At 60.0% G+C, this 14,059-nt stretch carries 12 protein-coding genes; 11 read left to right on the top strand and 1 reads right to left on the bottom strand.

Annotated features, from left to right (window positions below; genetic code table 11):
- Positions 1-44 precede the first annotated feature (44 nt).
- Positions 45-1,163 (bottom strand): DNA replication/repair protein RecF, encoded by a 1,119-nt coding sequence (gene recF / locus ACVWYF_RS07550; RefSeq protein WP_457066225.1) that lies wholly within the window; start codon positions 1,161-1,163, stop codon positions 45-47.
- A gap of 202 nt (positions 1,164-1,365) precedes the next feature.
- Here recF and pdhA point away from each other — a divergent pair, with 202 nt between their 5' ends.
- The 11 genes from pdhA (at position 1,366) to ACVWYF_RS07495 (ending at position 14,003) form a co-directional block, all read left to right on the top strand.
- Entirely contained in the window at positions 1,366-2,418 is a 1,053-nt protein-coding gene (gene pdhA / locus ACVWYF_RS07545; RefSeq protein ID WP_457066223.1) for a pyruvate dehydrogenase (acetyl-transferring) E1 component subunit alpha, read from the top strand.
- A gap of 59 nt (positions 2,419-2,477) precedes the next feature.
- Positions 2,478-3,254, top strand: coding sequence for a tetratricopeptide repeat protein (locus tag ACVWYF_RS07540; protein WP_457066221.1), 777 nt, complete (start codon positions 2,478-2,480; stop codon positions 3,252-3,254).
- A 128-nt stretch (positions 3,255-3,382) separates the two neighbouring features.
- Positions 3,383-3,859, top strand: a complete 477-nt coding sequence (gene ribH, locus ACVWYF_RS07535) for a 6,7-dimethyl-8-ribityllumazine synthase (protein WP_457066219.1) — start codon at positions 3,383-3,385, stop codon at positions 3,857-3,859.
- Positions 3,860-4,045: 186 nt separating this feature from the next.
- Positions 4,046-4,429, top strand: coding sequence for a TraR/DksA family transcriptional regulator (locus ACVWYF_RS07530; protein WP_457066217.1), 384 nt, complete (start codon positions 4,046-4,048; stop codon positions 4,427-4,429).
- A gap of 153 nt (positions 4,430-4,582) precedes the next feature.
- Positions 4,583-6,604 (top strand): pseudouridine synthase, encoded by a 2,022-nt coding sequence (locus ACVWYF_RS07525; protein ID WP_457066215.1) that lies wholly within the window; start codon positions 4,583-4,585, stop codon positions 6,602-6,604.
- A gap of 139 nt (positions 6,605-6,743) precedes the next feature.
- Entirely contained in the window at positions 6,744-7,484 is a 741-nt protein-coding gene (locus tag ACVWYF_RS07520) for a type III pantothenate kinase (protein ID WP_457066213.1), read from the top strand.
- Entirely contained in the window at positions 7,471-8,802 is a 1,332-nt protein-coding gene (locus ACVWYF_RS07515) for a hypothetical protein (RefSeq protein WP_457066211.1), read from the top strand. The genes ACVWYF_RS07520 and ACVWYF_RS07515 overlap by 14 nt, the downstream gene beginning before the upstream one ends.
- Positions 8,803-8,829: 27 nt before the next feature.
- On the top strand, positions 8,830-9,408 hold the full coding sequence (lptC, locus tag ACVWYF_RS07510; protein WP_457066209.1) for an LPS export ABC transporter periplasmic protein LptC: 579 nt from the start codon (positions 8,830-8,832) through the stop codon (positions 9,406-9,408).
- Between the two features lie 21 nt (positions 9,409-9,429).
- On the top strand, positions 9,430-9,693 hold the full coding sequence (locus tag ACVWYF_RS07505) for a hypothetical protein (protein WP_342296033.1): 264 nt from the start codon (positions 9,430-9,432) through the stop codon (positions 9,691-9,693).
- 164 nt (positions 9,694-9,857) lie between these two features.
- Positions 9,858-11,984 (top strand): SurA N-terminal domain-containing protein, encoded by a 2,127-nt coding sequence (locus ACVWYF_RS07500; protein ID WP_457066206.1) that lies wholly within the window; start codon positions 9,858-9,860, stop codon positions 11,982-11,984.
- Positions 11,985-12,176: 192 nt separating this feature from the next.
- Positions 12,177-14,003 carry a tetratricopeptide repeat protein gene (locus ACVWYF_RS07495; protein ID WP_457066204.1) on the top strand — a complete coding sequence of 609 codons (1,827 nt, stop codon included), beginning with the start codon at positions 12,177-12,179 and terminating at the stop codon, positions 14,001-14,003.
- The last annotated feature ends 56 nt before the right edge of the window (positions 14,004-14,059 follow it).

The raw sequence follows: 14,059 nt of genomic DNA, 5'->3' as shown, positions 1-14,059 counted from the left end.
AAGGATGCCAGTTGAGTGCCCGCAAATGTACGGCCGGCAGGAGCCTAAACCGGTGCCACGGTGCCGTTCTGCACCCGAAATCGGAGGATGGGAACGGTCACCCGTGCCAGTGCCTGGTCGGTGCGTTCCAGGTTGGTATCGGTCAGGAAAACCTGGCCGAATGTTTCGTCGGCTACCAGTTCCAGCAGGCGGGCGATGCGCTTATCATCGAGGCGGTCGAAGATGTCGTCGAGCAGGAGCAGGGGTTTGTTCTGCTGCTTGGCTGCCAGCAGCTCAAACTGGGCCAGCTTGAGCGCAATGGCAAACGACTTCTGCTGCCCTTGGGAAGCATGGCTCTTCACTGGCTGGTCATTCATCAGAAAAACGAAGTCGTCGCGGTGAGAGCCCACGGTGCTGCGCTGCAGCACGAAGTCCTTGCGTTCATTCAGGCGGAGCAGTTGAGCAAAATCAACTCCGGCCAACTGGCTTTTATAAGAAAGCATAACTTGCTCGCGGCCGTCGGCCAGTTGTTCGTAGTGCCGCTGAAAGATGGGCAGGTAATCGACGAGAAAGGCCTCGCGTAGCGCCGTGAGCTGCTGACCCAACGGCGCGAGTTGCTCATCGAGAGCCAGCAGGTATTCACGGTCGAAGCCGTGGGCGTTGCTCTGGCCGCTGCCTTGTTTGAGTACCGCATTGCGCTGGCGCAGCAAAGAGTTGTAGGCAATGAGCTGCTCCAGAAACTCATGGTCGAGCTGCGCCATCAGGCTGTCGAAATACTTGCGACGCTCCTCGCTACCCTGGCGGATAAGGTCCGTGTCGTAAGGCGAAATAAGCACGGCCGGATAGCGACCGATGTGGTCGGCCATGCGTTCGTAGGCCTGCTTGTCGTGCGTAACAGTCTTTTTCTGGCCTTGCCGGAGGCTTACTTGGATGGTTTCTTTCTCAGAATCAATATTAGTAGAAAAAATACCCTTAACTACAAAGAAATCAGCATCTTGCTTGATACAAAGCGCATCGGAAGCGGTAATGGCGCTCTTCGTTAGCGATAAGTAGTGAATCGCATCCAATAAGTTGGTTTTGCCGCTTCCATTATCGCCGATGAAGCAATTGAGGCCGGGCGATAAGCGAAGCGCGGCGTCATCGTAATTTTTAAAAAAAAGAAGCTGGAGGGAGTCTAGAGTCATAAGGTGCGGATTTGCCAGCAGTTTTACGTAATTTCGCCCTCCCAACGCGAATTATTTCTTTCCTTAAAGTGCTATGGCGGATACGAAAGTAAAAGCTGCTTCTAAAAAAACGACGGCCCCAAAGGCTACCAATGGTTCAGCCGCGAAAGCTGCCAAAGGAAAGAGCAATGGTGTAACCACCGTGGCCCAGCCCGACCCCGTCATGCCCGGAACCGACAAGCCCACTGCGGCGGCGTCAGGTTCTGCTACGACTGTGCCCGCCTCTACGGCTACGTTCCCGAAGGAAACGTACCTGCAGTGGTACGAGCAAATGCAGCTCATGCGCAAGTTTGAGGACAAGGCCGGGCAGCTATATGGTCAGCAAAAAATCAAGGGCTTCTGCCACCTCTACATCGGCCAGGAGGCTTGCGTAGCCGGGCAGGTATCGGCGCTGGAGAAAGGCGACAAGTACATCACTGCCTACCGCGACCATGCCCATCCGCTGGCGCTAGGTACCTCGCCTAATGCCGTGATGGCCGAACTATTTGCTAAGGCTACCGGCTGCTCGAAAGGCAAGGGTGGCTCGATGCATATGTTCGATAAGGAGGTTGGTTTCATGGGCGGCCACGGCATCGTGGGCGGCCAGGTCCCGATGGGCGCGGGCATTGCCTTCGCCGAAAAGTATAACAAGACGGGCAAGCTCTGCATCTGCTCGATGGGCGACGGTGCGGTGCGCCAGGGTGCCCTGCACGAGGCCTTCAACATGGCCATGCTGTGGAAGCTGCCGGTCATCTTCGTGATTGAGAACAACGGCTACGCCATGGGCACGTCGGTGGCCCGCACGTCGAACGTGACGGACCTCTACAAGATTGGCCTGAGCTACGACATGCCATCCGAGCCCGTGAACGGCATGCGCGTAGAGGATGTACACGAGGCTGTGGCCCGCGCCGCCGAGCGCGCCCGTGCCGGCGAAGGCCCCACGCTGCTTGAGTTCAAGACCTACCGCTACAAGGGCCACTCGATGAGCGACCCGGCCAAGTACCGCACCAAAGAGGAGCTGGAAGACTATCGCCACCGCGACGCCATCGAGGGCGTGCGCCACACCATCCTCACCAATAACTTCGCCACCGAAGCCGACCTCGAAGCCATTGATGAGCGCATCAAGGCCGCCGTGCAGGCTTCGGTTGAGTTTGCTGAAGCTTCGCCCTACCCCACGCCCGACGAACTGTACAAGGACGTGTACGTGCAGGCCGATTATCCCTACATCCACGACTAATTAACCGGGCACCACGCCCCCCGGCCTGCTTACAGGCCGCCGTAGCAATACCCATTGTAATGTCGAAGATTCCGTACACTGGCAAAAGCCAGCAGGCCCGCCAGGGGCAAGCAAACCAGCCAACCAACGTGCCCGCCGACCCGCTGGCCCCGGCTGAAGAATTTGTGCCGTCCGAAAACCCGCTGCTGGAAGACCCGGACGCGCTGGCTGCCCGCCTGGCCGAGTCCGAGGATTTTGTGCGCAATAACCGGAACCTGCTGCTGGGTATTCTGGCCGTGGTGGTACTGGCTGTGGTAGGCGGCTTCGGCTACTACACCTGGCGCAACCAGCAGGACTCGAAGGCGCAGGCCAGCATGTTCCGTGCCGTGAACAACTGGGAAGCCGACTCGCTCAACAAAGCCATCAAAGGCGATGGTAAGGCTCCCGGCCTGACCACTGTGGCCAACGAGTATGGCAGCACGAAGGCCGGCAACCTCGCCAACTTCTATGCTGGTGTAGCGTCGCTGAAAAAGGGTGACTACAAATCTGCCCTCGACTATCTGGAGGACTTCAGTTCGGATGATTATCTGGTGCAAAGCCGCGCCTACTCGCTGATGGGCGACGCGCAGCTGGAGTTGAACAAGCCCAAGGAAGCTGCCGACCTCTACGCCAAAGCCGCCGACCACAACGCCAACGAGTTTTTCTCGCCCGGCTACCTGCTGAAGGAAGGCACGGCCCGCGAGCTGGCCAAGGACGACCAAGGCGCGGTGAAAGCCTACGACCGCATCATCACCGATTACCCCACGGCCCAGGAAGTGGCGGAAGCCCGCCAGTATAAAGCCAAGCTGGAGAAATAAACATCCCGGACAATACCTTGTCATCCTGAGCGCAACGCAGGACCTTATTGCACCCGAACGCAGCCCGTTCAATCGTGATAAGGTCCTGCGCTGTACTCAGGATGACTCTTTTTTAATGATTTTATAACATGGCGACTTCTCTGCAAAACCTGAGCGAATACGACGCTTCTACGTTCATTGATATCAGCAACAAGCGCTTCGGGCTGGTGGTGGCCGACTGGAACCGCGAGATAACCGACGTGCTTAGTGCCGGGGCCTATGATACGCTAATAAAGCACGGGGCCGTGGCCGACAACATCTACCGCAACACCGTGCCCGGCAGCTTCGAACTGACGCTGGGGGCGCAGTTCCTGGCCCAACATGAGGAGATTGACGCGGTAATTTGCCTGGGCGTGGTGATTCAGGGCGAAACCAAGCACGACGACTACATCTGCCACGCGGTGGCGCAGGGCATTACCCAAGTGGGCCTGAAATTCAACAAGCCCGTTATTTTTGGCTTGGTGACGACCAATACGCTGGAGCAGGCCTGGGACCGGGCCGGCGGAAAGCATGGCAACAAGGGCGTGGAAGCGGCCGTGGCCGCCATCCAAATGCTGGACTTTTAGCATTGGAAGGAAAAGCGGACCGAAGCGCGTAACTTTGCACCCGCAAAATCAGGCATTCAAGGGATTGGAAAGATGGTACTAACGGCTTTTCTAACTTGCCAAACCATTTAGCAGCGCCCGGCGTTGCGAGGTGATTGCCTTTGATAACTACTTAACACTCTCCAGCAGTCCTTTTTTCTCAATTCAATGAACGACGACAACATTCGCTATTCGCGGGAGGACTTGAATGAGTTCGACCAGATTATCCAGGAAAAACTGACGGCGGCCCGCAAGGAGTTGTCGTTTATCAAAGAGACCCTGAACCGCAGCAACGACTCGGGCACCGACACCACGGCCTCTTCGGCCAAAGTATTGGAAGATGGTGCCGAAACCGCCGAGAAGGAGAGCATGAACCAGTTGGCCTCACGCCAGATGAAGTTCATCCAGCAACTCGAAAACGCCCAGGTTCGCATCAAAAACGGTACCTATGGCGTGTGCATAGGCACTGGCAAGCTCATCCCGAAGGACCGCCTGCGCGCCGTGCCCCACACCCAGCATTCCATCGAAGCCAAAATGGCCCGGCGCGACTAGTGCCGATTTATTTGGCGTAGTCGGTATTGGGTAGTCAGTAGTCAGAATGATTTTTTGGTTGGCCATGTTCAACCCATCTGACTACCGACTACTCAGTACCGACTGCTTTTTTTAACCTGTACCGTAGCGATACGGCACGCAACTTTTCTCCCCATGGGCAAGAAACATTTTTCAGAAGATAAGGCGGACCGTCGCGGCGGCCGCAGTGCCGGCGGCCCCGGCGGCTTTGGTGGCAATAGCACCGGCCGGAGCGAGCGGCCCGGTGCCAGCCGGGGCGGTGAGCGCGGCAACGACCGTGGCAGTTTCGGCGGCAGCGACCGGGGCAACGGCCGGCCGGCAAGCAATGGCGCATTTGGTCGTCCGGCTACTGGTGGCGCGTTTGGCCGCCCGTCGGGCGGGGCCTTTGGTGGCGGCAAGAAATTTGAGGGAGGCGAGAAGCGCCCCTATGGCAGCAGCTACGGTGGCGGCGAGCGTCGCGAAGGCGGCAGTGGCTTCGGCAGCAGCGGCAAGAGTTTTGGTGGCGGCAAAAGCTTCGGTAATGACCGCCCCTTCGAGCGCCGCGATGAGCGGCCCCGCTTGGGCAAGGAGCAGCGTACCGGCACCAGCTACGGCCGCAGCGCCGAGCCCCGTCCCGAGCGCGGCAGCTTCGGCGGCGACCGTGACCGTAGCGACCGTGGCGAGCAGCGTGGCCCCGCCACCGATGCCCGGCCCGTGCGCCCGTATCAGCCCAAAGAGAACTGGAACGGCCAGCCCTACCGCCGCGACGGCGAAAAGGCCGTGCCCCGGGGCGAACCCGGTGAGCGCAACCGCAAATTTCAGAAGAGCAACCCATACGAGCCGGCCGCCGACAGCAGCCCGCGCAGCGGTGGAAGCTTCGGCCGCAGCATGCCCCGCGAGACTGAGAGCTTCGACCGCAGCGAAAGCCGTAGCGACGAGCGCGGCCCGAACCGGCCCATCCGCTCGGCCCGCCCGTTTGAGGCCAACCCGCCGCAGCCCCGCGAGGAGCGTGGCGAGCGCAACGAGCGCCGCGATGCCAACATCGAGCGCGCCGACGCTGGCAATGCCGACTACCGCGCCGACCAAGCCGCGTTTGGCCGCAAGTTCACGCCCGGTGCCTTTGGCCGCCGCGATGGTGCGCCGGCTGCTGGCCGCAGCACCGGCGAGCGCCCCGGTGGCTACGAGAAGCGCAGCACCGAGCGCTGGAGCCCGGCCCCCGGCAGTTTTGCCGAGCGCCGCGAGGCCCTGAAGGCTCAGGAGCGTAGCGTGCGCCGCTCAGGCACGGGCTACGGAGCCAGCGTGGACAAACCCCGGCCGGCCCGCCCCACCGTGCAGGAAAACCGCGCCGACAAGCCCCGCTTCGGCGAGCGCCCCGGTGAGGCTCCCGACTACAAAAACCTGAAGCACTACGAGCAAGACAAAACGCGCGGCAACAAGCGCCGCCGCGAAGAGGAAGAAGATTCCAACCCCGACGAGACCCGCTTGAACCGCTACATCGCCAACGCGGGCATTTGCTCGCGCCGTGAGGCCGATGCACTGATTGCTGCCGGTGAAATCAAAGTCAACGGCGAAGTAGTGACTGAGATGGGCTACAAAGTGCTGCCCGAGGACACCGTGCAGTACGGCAAGACCAACCTCAACCGCGAGAAGTCAGTGTACGTGCTGTTGAATAAGCCCAAGGACTTCATCACGACTACGGAAGACCCCGAGGGCCGCCGCACGGTGATGGACCTCGTGGCCAGCGCCTCTAAGGAGCGCATCTTTCCGGTGGGCCGCCTCGACCGCAACACCACTGGCCTGCTGCTCTTCACCAACGATGGCGAAGTGGCCCAGAAGCTTTCGCACCCTTCGCACAAGAACAAAAAAATCTACCAAGTGGAACTGAGCCAGCCGCTAGCCGAGGAGGACCTGCGCAAGATTGCGCAAGGTCTGGAGTTGGAAGATGGCAAAGCCGAGGTGGACGACGTGGCCGTAGTGGCTGGCAACGCCCATTTTGTGGGCATTGAAATCCACATTGGCCGCAACCGCATCGTGCGCCGCATTTTTGAGCATCTTGGCTATGAAGTGGTGGCCTTGGACCGCGTGCAGTATGCCGGCCTCACCAAGAAGGACCTGCCCCGCGGCAAATGGCGCTTCCTGAGCGAACAGGAGGTTATTCGCATGAAATACTTCCTGTAAGGTTTGTCGAATAAATCGATAGAGCACGTCATGTTGAGCGAAGTCGAAGCATTTCTACCGCAGTAGTAATTATTTACTATTGCGGTAGAAATGCTTCGACTTCGCTCAACATGACGTGTTTTTATTCAATCCCAATCTGATGCGGACCTTGGTTCTGGACATTGGCAATACGGCCGTGAAGGCGGGCTGCTTCGATGGCCCGCTGCTACGCGAAATGGTGGCCGGCCTCACGCCGGCATCCGTGCGGGAGCTGGTGTTGCGCTGGCAGCCGCAGCACGTTGTTGTGGCTTCGGTAGCAGAGGCGGCGGTGCTGGCCGTGGAGGAACTACAGGATTTGGTGCCGGGCGTGGTGCTGGGCTTTAGCCCCGGCACCACGCCCGTGCCGCTGCGCAATGCCTACGCTACGCCTCACACGCTGGGGGCCGACCGCCTGGCCGCCGCCGTAGGCGCGGCCGGGCTGCGGCCCGGCCAGGATACGCTCATCATCGACGCGGGCACGGCGCTGAAATTCGACCTCGTGACAGCCGACGGCACTTACCACGGCGGCAGCATCGCGCCGGGTCTGGCCATGCGGCTGCGGGCGCTGCACTCCTTCACGGGGCGGCTGCCGCTGCTGGAATTGCCGGCTCCCGATGCAACGATTCCGCTGGTGGGCGACTCCACTACCGGGAGCCTGCTGAGCGGTGTAGTGAACGGCACGGTTGCCGAAATCAATGGCTTAATGGCTCAATATCAGCAGCGACACCCCGGCATTGGGATATTGCTAACCGGGGGAGATGCCGCGTTTCTGGCGGCCCGGCTCCCGGCTCGTATCTTTGTAGTCTCCGAGCTGGTGCTGCTTGGTCTTAATCGGATTTTAGTTTATCATGTTGACAAATAAAGAGATGAAGCGTTTGGTGCTGGCAGGCCTGGCGGTAGTGGCGGCGGGCGGTGCGCAGGCGCAGGGCCTCGGCAACTCGCCGTACTCGCGCATCGGGTTGGGCGAATACAACGCCAACACCGGCGGCGTGCGCCAGATGGGCATGGGCGGCGTCGGTTTGGCGGCACCCAATTCTATCAATGTGAATGAGTTGAACCCGGCCTTGCTGTATTACACGGGCCGGACTACGTTTGAGGCTGGCTATAGCGGCCAGTATAAAACGGTGAAAAACGCCAGCGCCTCCAGCCGCAGCGGCAACGGGACGCTGGGCTACTTCGCTATGTCGGTGCCGCTGAGCACGAAATGGGGCGCGGCCGTGGGCCTGAAACCGCTCAGCGCGGTCGATTACGAGTCGAACATCGTAAAAGACGTAAGCAATACGCCCGCCGGGCAGCCGGCGCAGTCGCTCACGCAGCTAAAAGGCACGGGTGGCGTTTCGGAAGCCTACTTGGGCCAGGGGGTTCGCATCACCAAGGCCCTGACTCTGGGTTTCACAGCTTCCTACGTGTTTGGCGTGGTGGATGAAACGGCCGGTACCACGGTGGTGGTGACCAACAGCACCAATTCGCTGCAAAAAGCCGTGGACCGCACCCATACCCGCTACTCCGACTTTGCTTTCCGGGCCGGCGCGCACTACCGCCAGAAACTGGGCAAGGCCCTGAACATGAACCTGGGCGGCGTGTATAGCTTCGCCCACAACCTGAACGGGCAACAAACCATTACCAAGGAAACCGAGGACACTAACGGCACCCTCATCAGCACGGCCACGGTGGTGAGCGCCGGCCGTGGCAGCACCTTTGTGCCGGCCCTGGCGCAGTTCGGCGTCAGCTTTGATAACGATAAGAACTATAGTCTGAACCTGGATGTGGCGCAGCAGCAGTGGTCGAAATACCGCAGCTTCGATGGCACGGGGCAGGCCCTGAGCAACACCCTGCGCTTCGGGCTGGGCGGGGAAATTACCCCCGACCCGGGCTCGGTGGAGCACTATTTCCAGCGGGTGGCTTACCGGGCCGGCATCTCGCTGGCGCAGCTGCCGTACCAGCCGGGCGGCAAAATGCTCTACGACCGGTCCGTGAGTTGGGGCTTCGGCTTCCCGCTGCCCACAGCCACGCCGCTCGAATCGACCACCATCAGCCTGGCCTTCACCTACGGCGTGCGCGGCAACACGGACCTGGTGGGCGGCACCACCGGCAGCAGCAACGTGCAGGAAAACTACATCCGGGGCCAACTGGGCGTCACGCTCAACAACCGTTGGTTCATAAAGCGCCGTCTGCAATAAGGCCGGGAATAACTAATCGATATCCAAGTGAAAGCATCGTGGCGCGTGGCAGGAGTGGAGGCGATGCTGGCCGCACTGGCCTTGGCCGGCTGCGACAAAAAAGCGGCCACCGGCCCCATGCAGGTCTACACCGGCCCGCTAATGGAAACCACCAACGTGCTGACGCTGGTGAGCGACTCGGCTAAGCTAAAGTTTCAGCTGACGGCCCCGGTGGAGCAGCAGTTCGAGAATGGCGACATTATTTGGCCCAAGGGCATGCTGCTCACGTTTTATTCGGCCGATGGCAAGAAGAACGTTATCAACACGCTGAAGGCGGATTACGGCAAGTCCGATAAGGGCAAAAACCTCTACACCATGCGCGGCAAGGTACACGTCATGAACGTGCCCGAGCAGCAGAACATGGACACCGAGGAGCTGTTCTATGACAAGACCAAGCAGCTGATTTATACCGATTCGGCCATGTTTGTGAAGGTGACCACGCCCACCGAGTACCTGACGGGCTATGGCCTGAAGGCCAACCAGAACTTCTCGCGGTACAAGATTACCCGGCCCACCGGCGTGTTTGCCGCGCCCCAGGCCGTGGCCCCGTCTCAGCCGGCTCGTTAGCGGCCCATTAACAGCATTCCCATGAAATTCGACAAAGACTTGCTGCGCACCGTGCTCTTCGCCGTGGGCGTGGTAGCCATGGTAATTGGCATCTATCAGACGCTGCTGTTCAACGACCTGATGCGTAACTACTGGATTTTCATGGTGGCGATGGCCTGCTGGATGCCGCTGCTTTACTGGCGGCAGCAGGAGCGGCTGGAAGCAAAAATTGCCGAGCAAAAAGCCAAGCTGGCCCAGCAGGCCCGCGCTAAAACCCCAGCCAAATCAACTAAAAAACGCCGTTAGGCCACTATTTAGTTGGAATGCAGCCCTGATACTATGGGTAATGCAATCGGTTGGGATAATTTAGGTAAGGACTTTTAAAACGGTAAAACTTTGATTGCCGGCCAAATTCTGGTTATTTTGCGCCTCTTTTGACCAACACAGACTTCGATTCTTTTGACAAGTAAATGGCTTTAATTAACACGATTCGGGAAAAATCTGGCTGGGCGGTGGGTACCGTAGCCGTCGGGATGCTACTCTTCATTGTGGGCGGCGACCTGGTGGGCGGCAAAAACAAGCTCTTCGGCCGCAACGACCAGTCCGTGGGCGAGGTAGCAGGCCAAAAAGTAGAGCTGGCCGATTATAACAACGCCCTGGAGCAGGCTAAGCAGGCTTTTGTGGCCCAGCAGCAGCGCCAGCCCGACGAGCAGGCCCTAGGCTACCTGCGCGACCAGGCCTGGAACCAGACCATCTACCGCATGGCCTTCCGGCCCGAGTGGGACAAGCTGGGCCTGACCGTGAGCGACGACGAACTGGTGGACATGGTGCAGGGCGACAACATCAGCCCCGGCATCAAGCAAGCTTTTACCGACCAGAAAACCGGTCAGTTCGACAAAGCCCGCTTGGTTGAGTACCTGAAAAACCTCGACAAACTGCCCCCCGAAAACCAGGCCGCCTGGCACAACTTCGAAGCCAACCTGCCCGCTGAGCGCCTCGCCAACAAGTACAACGCCCTGCTGAAAAACTCGGTGTACGTGACCACGGCCGAAGCCAAGCGCTTCGACGCCAGCCAGAACACCAAGGAAACGCTGAAGTACCTGTTCGTGCCCTACGGCAGCATCTCCGACTCGGCCGTGAAAGTGACCGACGCGCAGCTCCAGGCCTACCTCGACAAGAACAAGGGCAAGTACAAGGTGGAAGATGGCCGCTCGGTGGAGTACATCACCGTGCCGGTGGTGGCCTCGAAAGAGGACAGCGCCGCCGTGAAAACCTCGATGGCGGACTTCACCACGCAGTTTGCCGCCGCCCCGGTCGACTCGCTGTTTGTGATGCAGAACTCGGAGCAGCCCTACAACAAGGCCTTCCGCAGCCCCGCCGACCTGCCCGAGCAGCTCCGCAAGCAACTGCCGCTAGCGCAAGGCAAAATCTACGGCCCGTATGCCGAAAACGGCACCTACTCGCTGTATAAAGTGACGGGCACCAGCACCGGCAAAGAGCCCGCCGCCCGTGCCAGCCACATCCTCATCAAGGCCGACGGCACCACGCCCGAAGCCAAAGCCGCCGCGAAAGCCAAGGCCCAGGACATCCTGAATAAAATTAAGGGCGGAGCTGATTTCGCGGCCATGGCCCGCCAGTTCGGCACCGACGGTACCAAGGAACAGGGCGGCGACCTCGGCTGGTTTGGCAAAGGCCGGATGGTACCGGAGTTCGAGAAAGCTATTTTTGGTGCTACGGCTCCCGGCCTGCTGCCCAACGTGGTAGAAACTTCGTTCGGCTACCACATCATTAAAGTGACCGCTGCGCCTACCAATCAGACCTATCAGGTTGCCGAGGTAAAGAAAACCATCGCCCCGAGCGATGCTACCCGCGAAGCTGCCTACGCCAAAGCCCAAGAGCTGAAAGGCCAGGTTACGGACCTCGCCAGCTTCCGCGCCCTGACCACCAAAGACAAGACCCTGCAAAAGCAGGAAGCCAAAAACCTGGACCGTGGTGCCCGTAGCGTCAACAACCTGCAAAACGCCCGCGAACTGGTGCGCTGGGCCTTCGGCTTCAACGTGAACGGTGATGAAACCAAGGTGGGCGATGTTTCGGAAGTGTACGAAATGGGTGACCAGTACGTCATTGCTGCCCTCACCGATGAGCGCGCCAAAGGCACGGCTACCATTGCTAACCTGAAGCCCGAGCTGTCGGCCATGGTACGCAACGAGGAGAAAGCTAAGCTGATTGTGGATAAGCTGCCTAAGACCGGCAGCCTGGAGGAAATGGCCGCCAAATACGGCCCCACCGCCCAGGTAGGCACCGCCGAAAACGTGATTCTGGGCCAGGGCAGCATTGCCAATATTGGCTTCGAGCCGCTGGCCGTGGGCAAAGCCTACGCGCTGAAGCCCGGCCAGAAATCGGCCCCCATTCAGGGCGAGCAGGGTGTGCTGGTGGTTGAGCCCGTGAGCGTAGCCGAGCCTCAGGTGGCCAATACCAACCTGAAAGCCGTGCAACAGCAGCTGGCCCAGCAGCGCGCGCAGGCGCAGGATGGCAAGATTTACGAGGCCGTGAAGGCCCACGCCAACGTGAAAGACAACCGCACGAAGTTTTTCTAGGTCGTCAATCCGCGAGTTTGAAAAGGGCCGTACCTTCGGGGGCGGCCCTTTTTCGTTTTTCGGACGTGGGGGGTTGCGGGTCCGGACTGGTGCTTTTACTTTGAACGAAGCAGCCGCAGTCCGGCGTTTTGGGGCTGTCTGCTGGCGGTGCTTTGCGGCCAACTGGTGCTTCTTGAATCGACTTTTGAATCTATGCGTTCGCCTTCCTTCCTCGCCGCTGCTGCTCTGCTCCTCAGCCTGCCTGCCTATGCGCAGCCCTCCAAAGGCTGGGCACCCGTGAGCAATACCGCGCTGGCCCAGGACTACGCCCGTCGGGGCGAACATGAGAAAGTGGTTTTTCTATTTGAAAAACTGCCGCTGGAAGAGCAAACCAGCCTGGCGACCTTTCCGGTCTACATCGCGTCGTTGCAGGCGCTGAAGCGCCACAAGGATGCGGAGAAGCTGACCAAAAAAGCCATTAAGCTGCGGCCCGAGGATGCCACGCTGGGCGTGACGCTGGGTGGCGTGTATCAGGCGGCCGGGGACAAGCCGGCGGCCGAAAAGCAGTGGCAGAAGGTACTGGCTCAACTCACGCCCACGCAGGTGCAGCCGGTAGCGGCCGAGTTCAGCCGCCGCGAGCTGCCCGAATGGACCGAGCGCACCTACCTGCGCGGCCGGGCGCTGGCCAAAAACGACACTGAATACTCCCCGCAACTCATTCAGCTTTACACCCAGGTAGGCAATCAGCCCCAGGTGCTGGCCGAAACCCTGCGCCTGATAGCCCAGGACGACAAGCAGCTGCCCTACGTGCGCAACATGCTGCAAAATGCCCTGCACGAGGAAAAAGACTTTGACGCGCTGGAAAAGCAGTTGATTACGGCCATTCAGGAGCATCCCGACCAGGCGGCGTACAGCGAGCTGCTGCTGTGGCTCCAGGTGCAGCGGCGCGATTTCGGTGGGGCGCTGATGCAGGCCCGCGCCCTGGACCGCCGCAGCCGCGGCGAGGGCGTGCGGGTGTTGGAGCTGGCCGCCATCGCGCAGCAAAACAAGGATTACGAAACAGCCATCGAAGGCTTTTCTTACGTGGCCAAAGAGTACCGCAACGGCCCGTATTATAATGCCGCCCGCCAGCGCCTGCTGCAAGCCCGCGAGGCCCAGGTGCGCGAGACCTACCCGGTGGATGTGACAAAGGTGCGCGCCCTGGTGACGGACTACGACCAGCTGCTGGCCGAGTTGGGCCGCACGCCCGAAACGGCTTCCATCATCCGGAACCTGGCCAACCTGTATGCTTTTCAGCTGAACGACCGCGCTCGGGCCATGACTTTGCTCCAGGAAGTCATCGACATGCCTCGTGCCAGCGATGAGGTGGTGGACGAGGCCAAGGTTACCCAAGGCGATTTATACATCCTGAAAGGGGAGCCCTGGGAGGCCACGCTGCTCTATTCGCAGGTCGAGAAATCGCATAAAGATTCGCCGCTAGGCTATGAAGCCAAGCTGCGCAACGCCCGCCTGAGCTATTACGCCGGCGATTTTAAACTAGCGCAAAGCCACCTCGACATCCTGAAAGAAGCCACCACCCGCGAAATTGCCAACGACGCTATGCAGCTCTCGCTGCTGATTCAGGACAACACCGTGGAGGACACCCTCGGCCTGGGCCTGAAGGCCTACGCCGCCGTGGAGCAGCTGGTGTTTCAGAATAAGATTCCGGAAGCCATTAAAGGCCTGGACGCGCTGCTGGAACGTTTCCCCGGCCATTCATTGGCCGATGACACGTACTATCTCAAAGCGCAGCTCCAGCGTCGCACCGGCGATTTCCCCGGGGCCATTGCCACGCTGGAGCGCATCACTGCCAACCCCAAAACCGACGTGCTGAGCGACGACGCGCTGTATCTGCTGGCCCGCATTCAGGAAGAAGACGTGAAGGACAAGGGCAAAGCCCAGGAACTCTACAACCAGGTGATTACCAGGTTTCCGGGCAGTATTTACGTGGCCGAAGCCCGCAAACGCTTTCGCAAGCTGCGGGGCGATGGTGTGCAGTAGGCCAGCCTACCGAAAAAACACGAACATCAGCGCCAGCGCCATGATAAATACGCCGT

The organism is Hymenobacter sp. UYAg731, from assembly GCF_054061335.1.
The sequence above is the reverse complement of the archived record's forward strand: the minus strand, read 5'-3'. Positions and strand labels throughout refer to the sequence as shown.

Excerpts from the sequence above, each read along its gene's own strand:
- recF (WP_457066225.1), bottom strand. The coding sequence starts at position 1,163 with ATGACTCTAGACTCCCTCCAGCTTCTTTTTTTTAAAAATTACGATGAC.
- pdhA (WP_457066223.1), top strand. The coding sequence starts at position 1,366 with ATGCCCGGAACCGACAAGCCCACTGCGGCGGCGTCAGGTTCTGCTACG.
- ACVWYF_RS07540 (WP_457066221.1), top strand. The coding sequence starts at position 2,478 with ATGTCGAAGATTCCGTACACTGGCAAAAGCCAGCAGGCCCGCCAGGGG.
- ribH (WP_457066219.1), top strand. The coding sequence starts at position 3,383 with ATGGCGACTTCTCTGCAAAACCTGAGCGAATACGACGCTTCTACGTTC.
- ACVWYF_RS07530 (WP_457066217.1), top strand. The coding sequence starts at position 4,046 with ATGAACGACGACAACATTCGCTATTCGCGGGAGGACTTGAATGAGTTC.
- ACVWYF_RS07525 (WP_457066215.1), top strand. The coding sequence starts at position 4,583 with ATGGGCAAGAAACATTTTTCAGAAGATAAGGCGGACCGTCGCGGCGGC.
- ACVWYF_RS07520 (WP_457066213.1), top strand. The coding sequence starts at position 6,744 with ATGCGGACCTTGGTTCTGGACATTGGCAATACGGCCGTGAAGGCGGGC.
- ACVWYF_RS07515 (WP_457066211.1), top strand. The coding sequence starts at position 7,471 with ATGTTGACAAATAAAGAGATGAAGCGTTTGGTGCTGGCAGGCCTGGCG.
- ACVWYF_RS07505 (WP_342296033.1), top strand. The coding sequence starts at position 9,430 with ATGAAATTCGACAAAGACTTGCTGCGCACCGTGCTCTTCGCCGTGGGC.
- ACVWYF_RS07500 (WP_457066206.1), top strand. The coding sequence starts at position 9,858 with ATGGCTTTAATTAACACGATTCGGGAAAAATCTGGCTGGGCGGTGGGT.
- ACVWYF_RS07495 (WP_457066204.1), top strand. The coding sequence starts at position 12,177 with ATGCGTTCGCCTTCCTTCCTCGCCGCTGCTGCTCTGCTCCTCAGCCTG.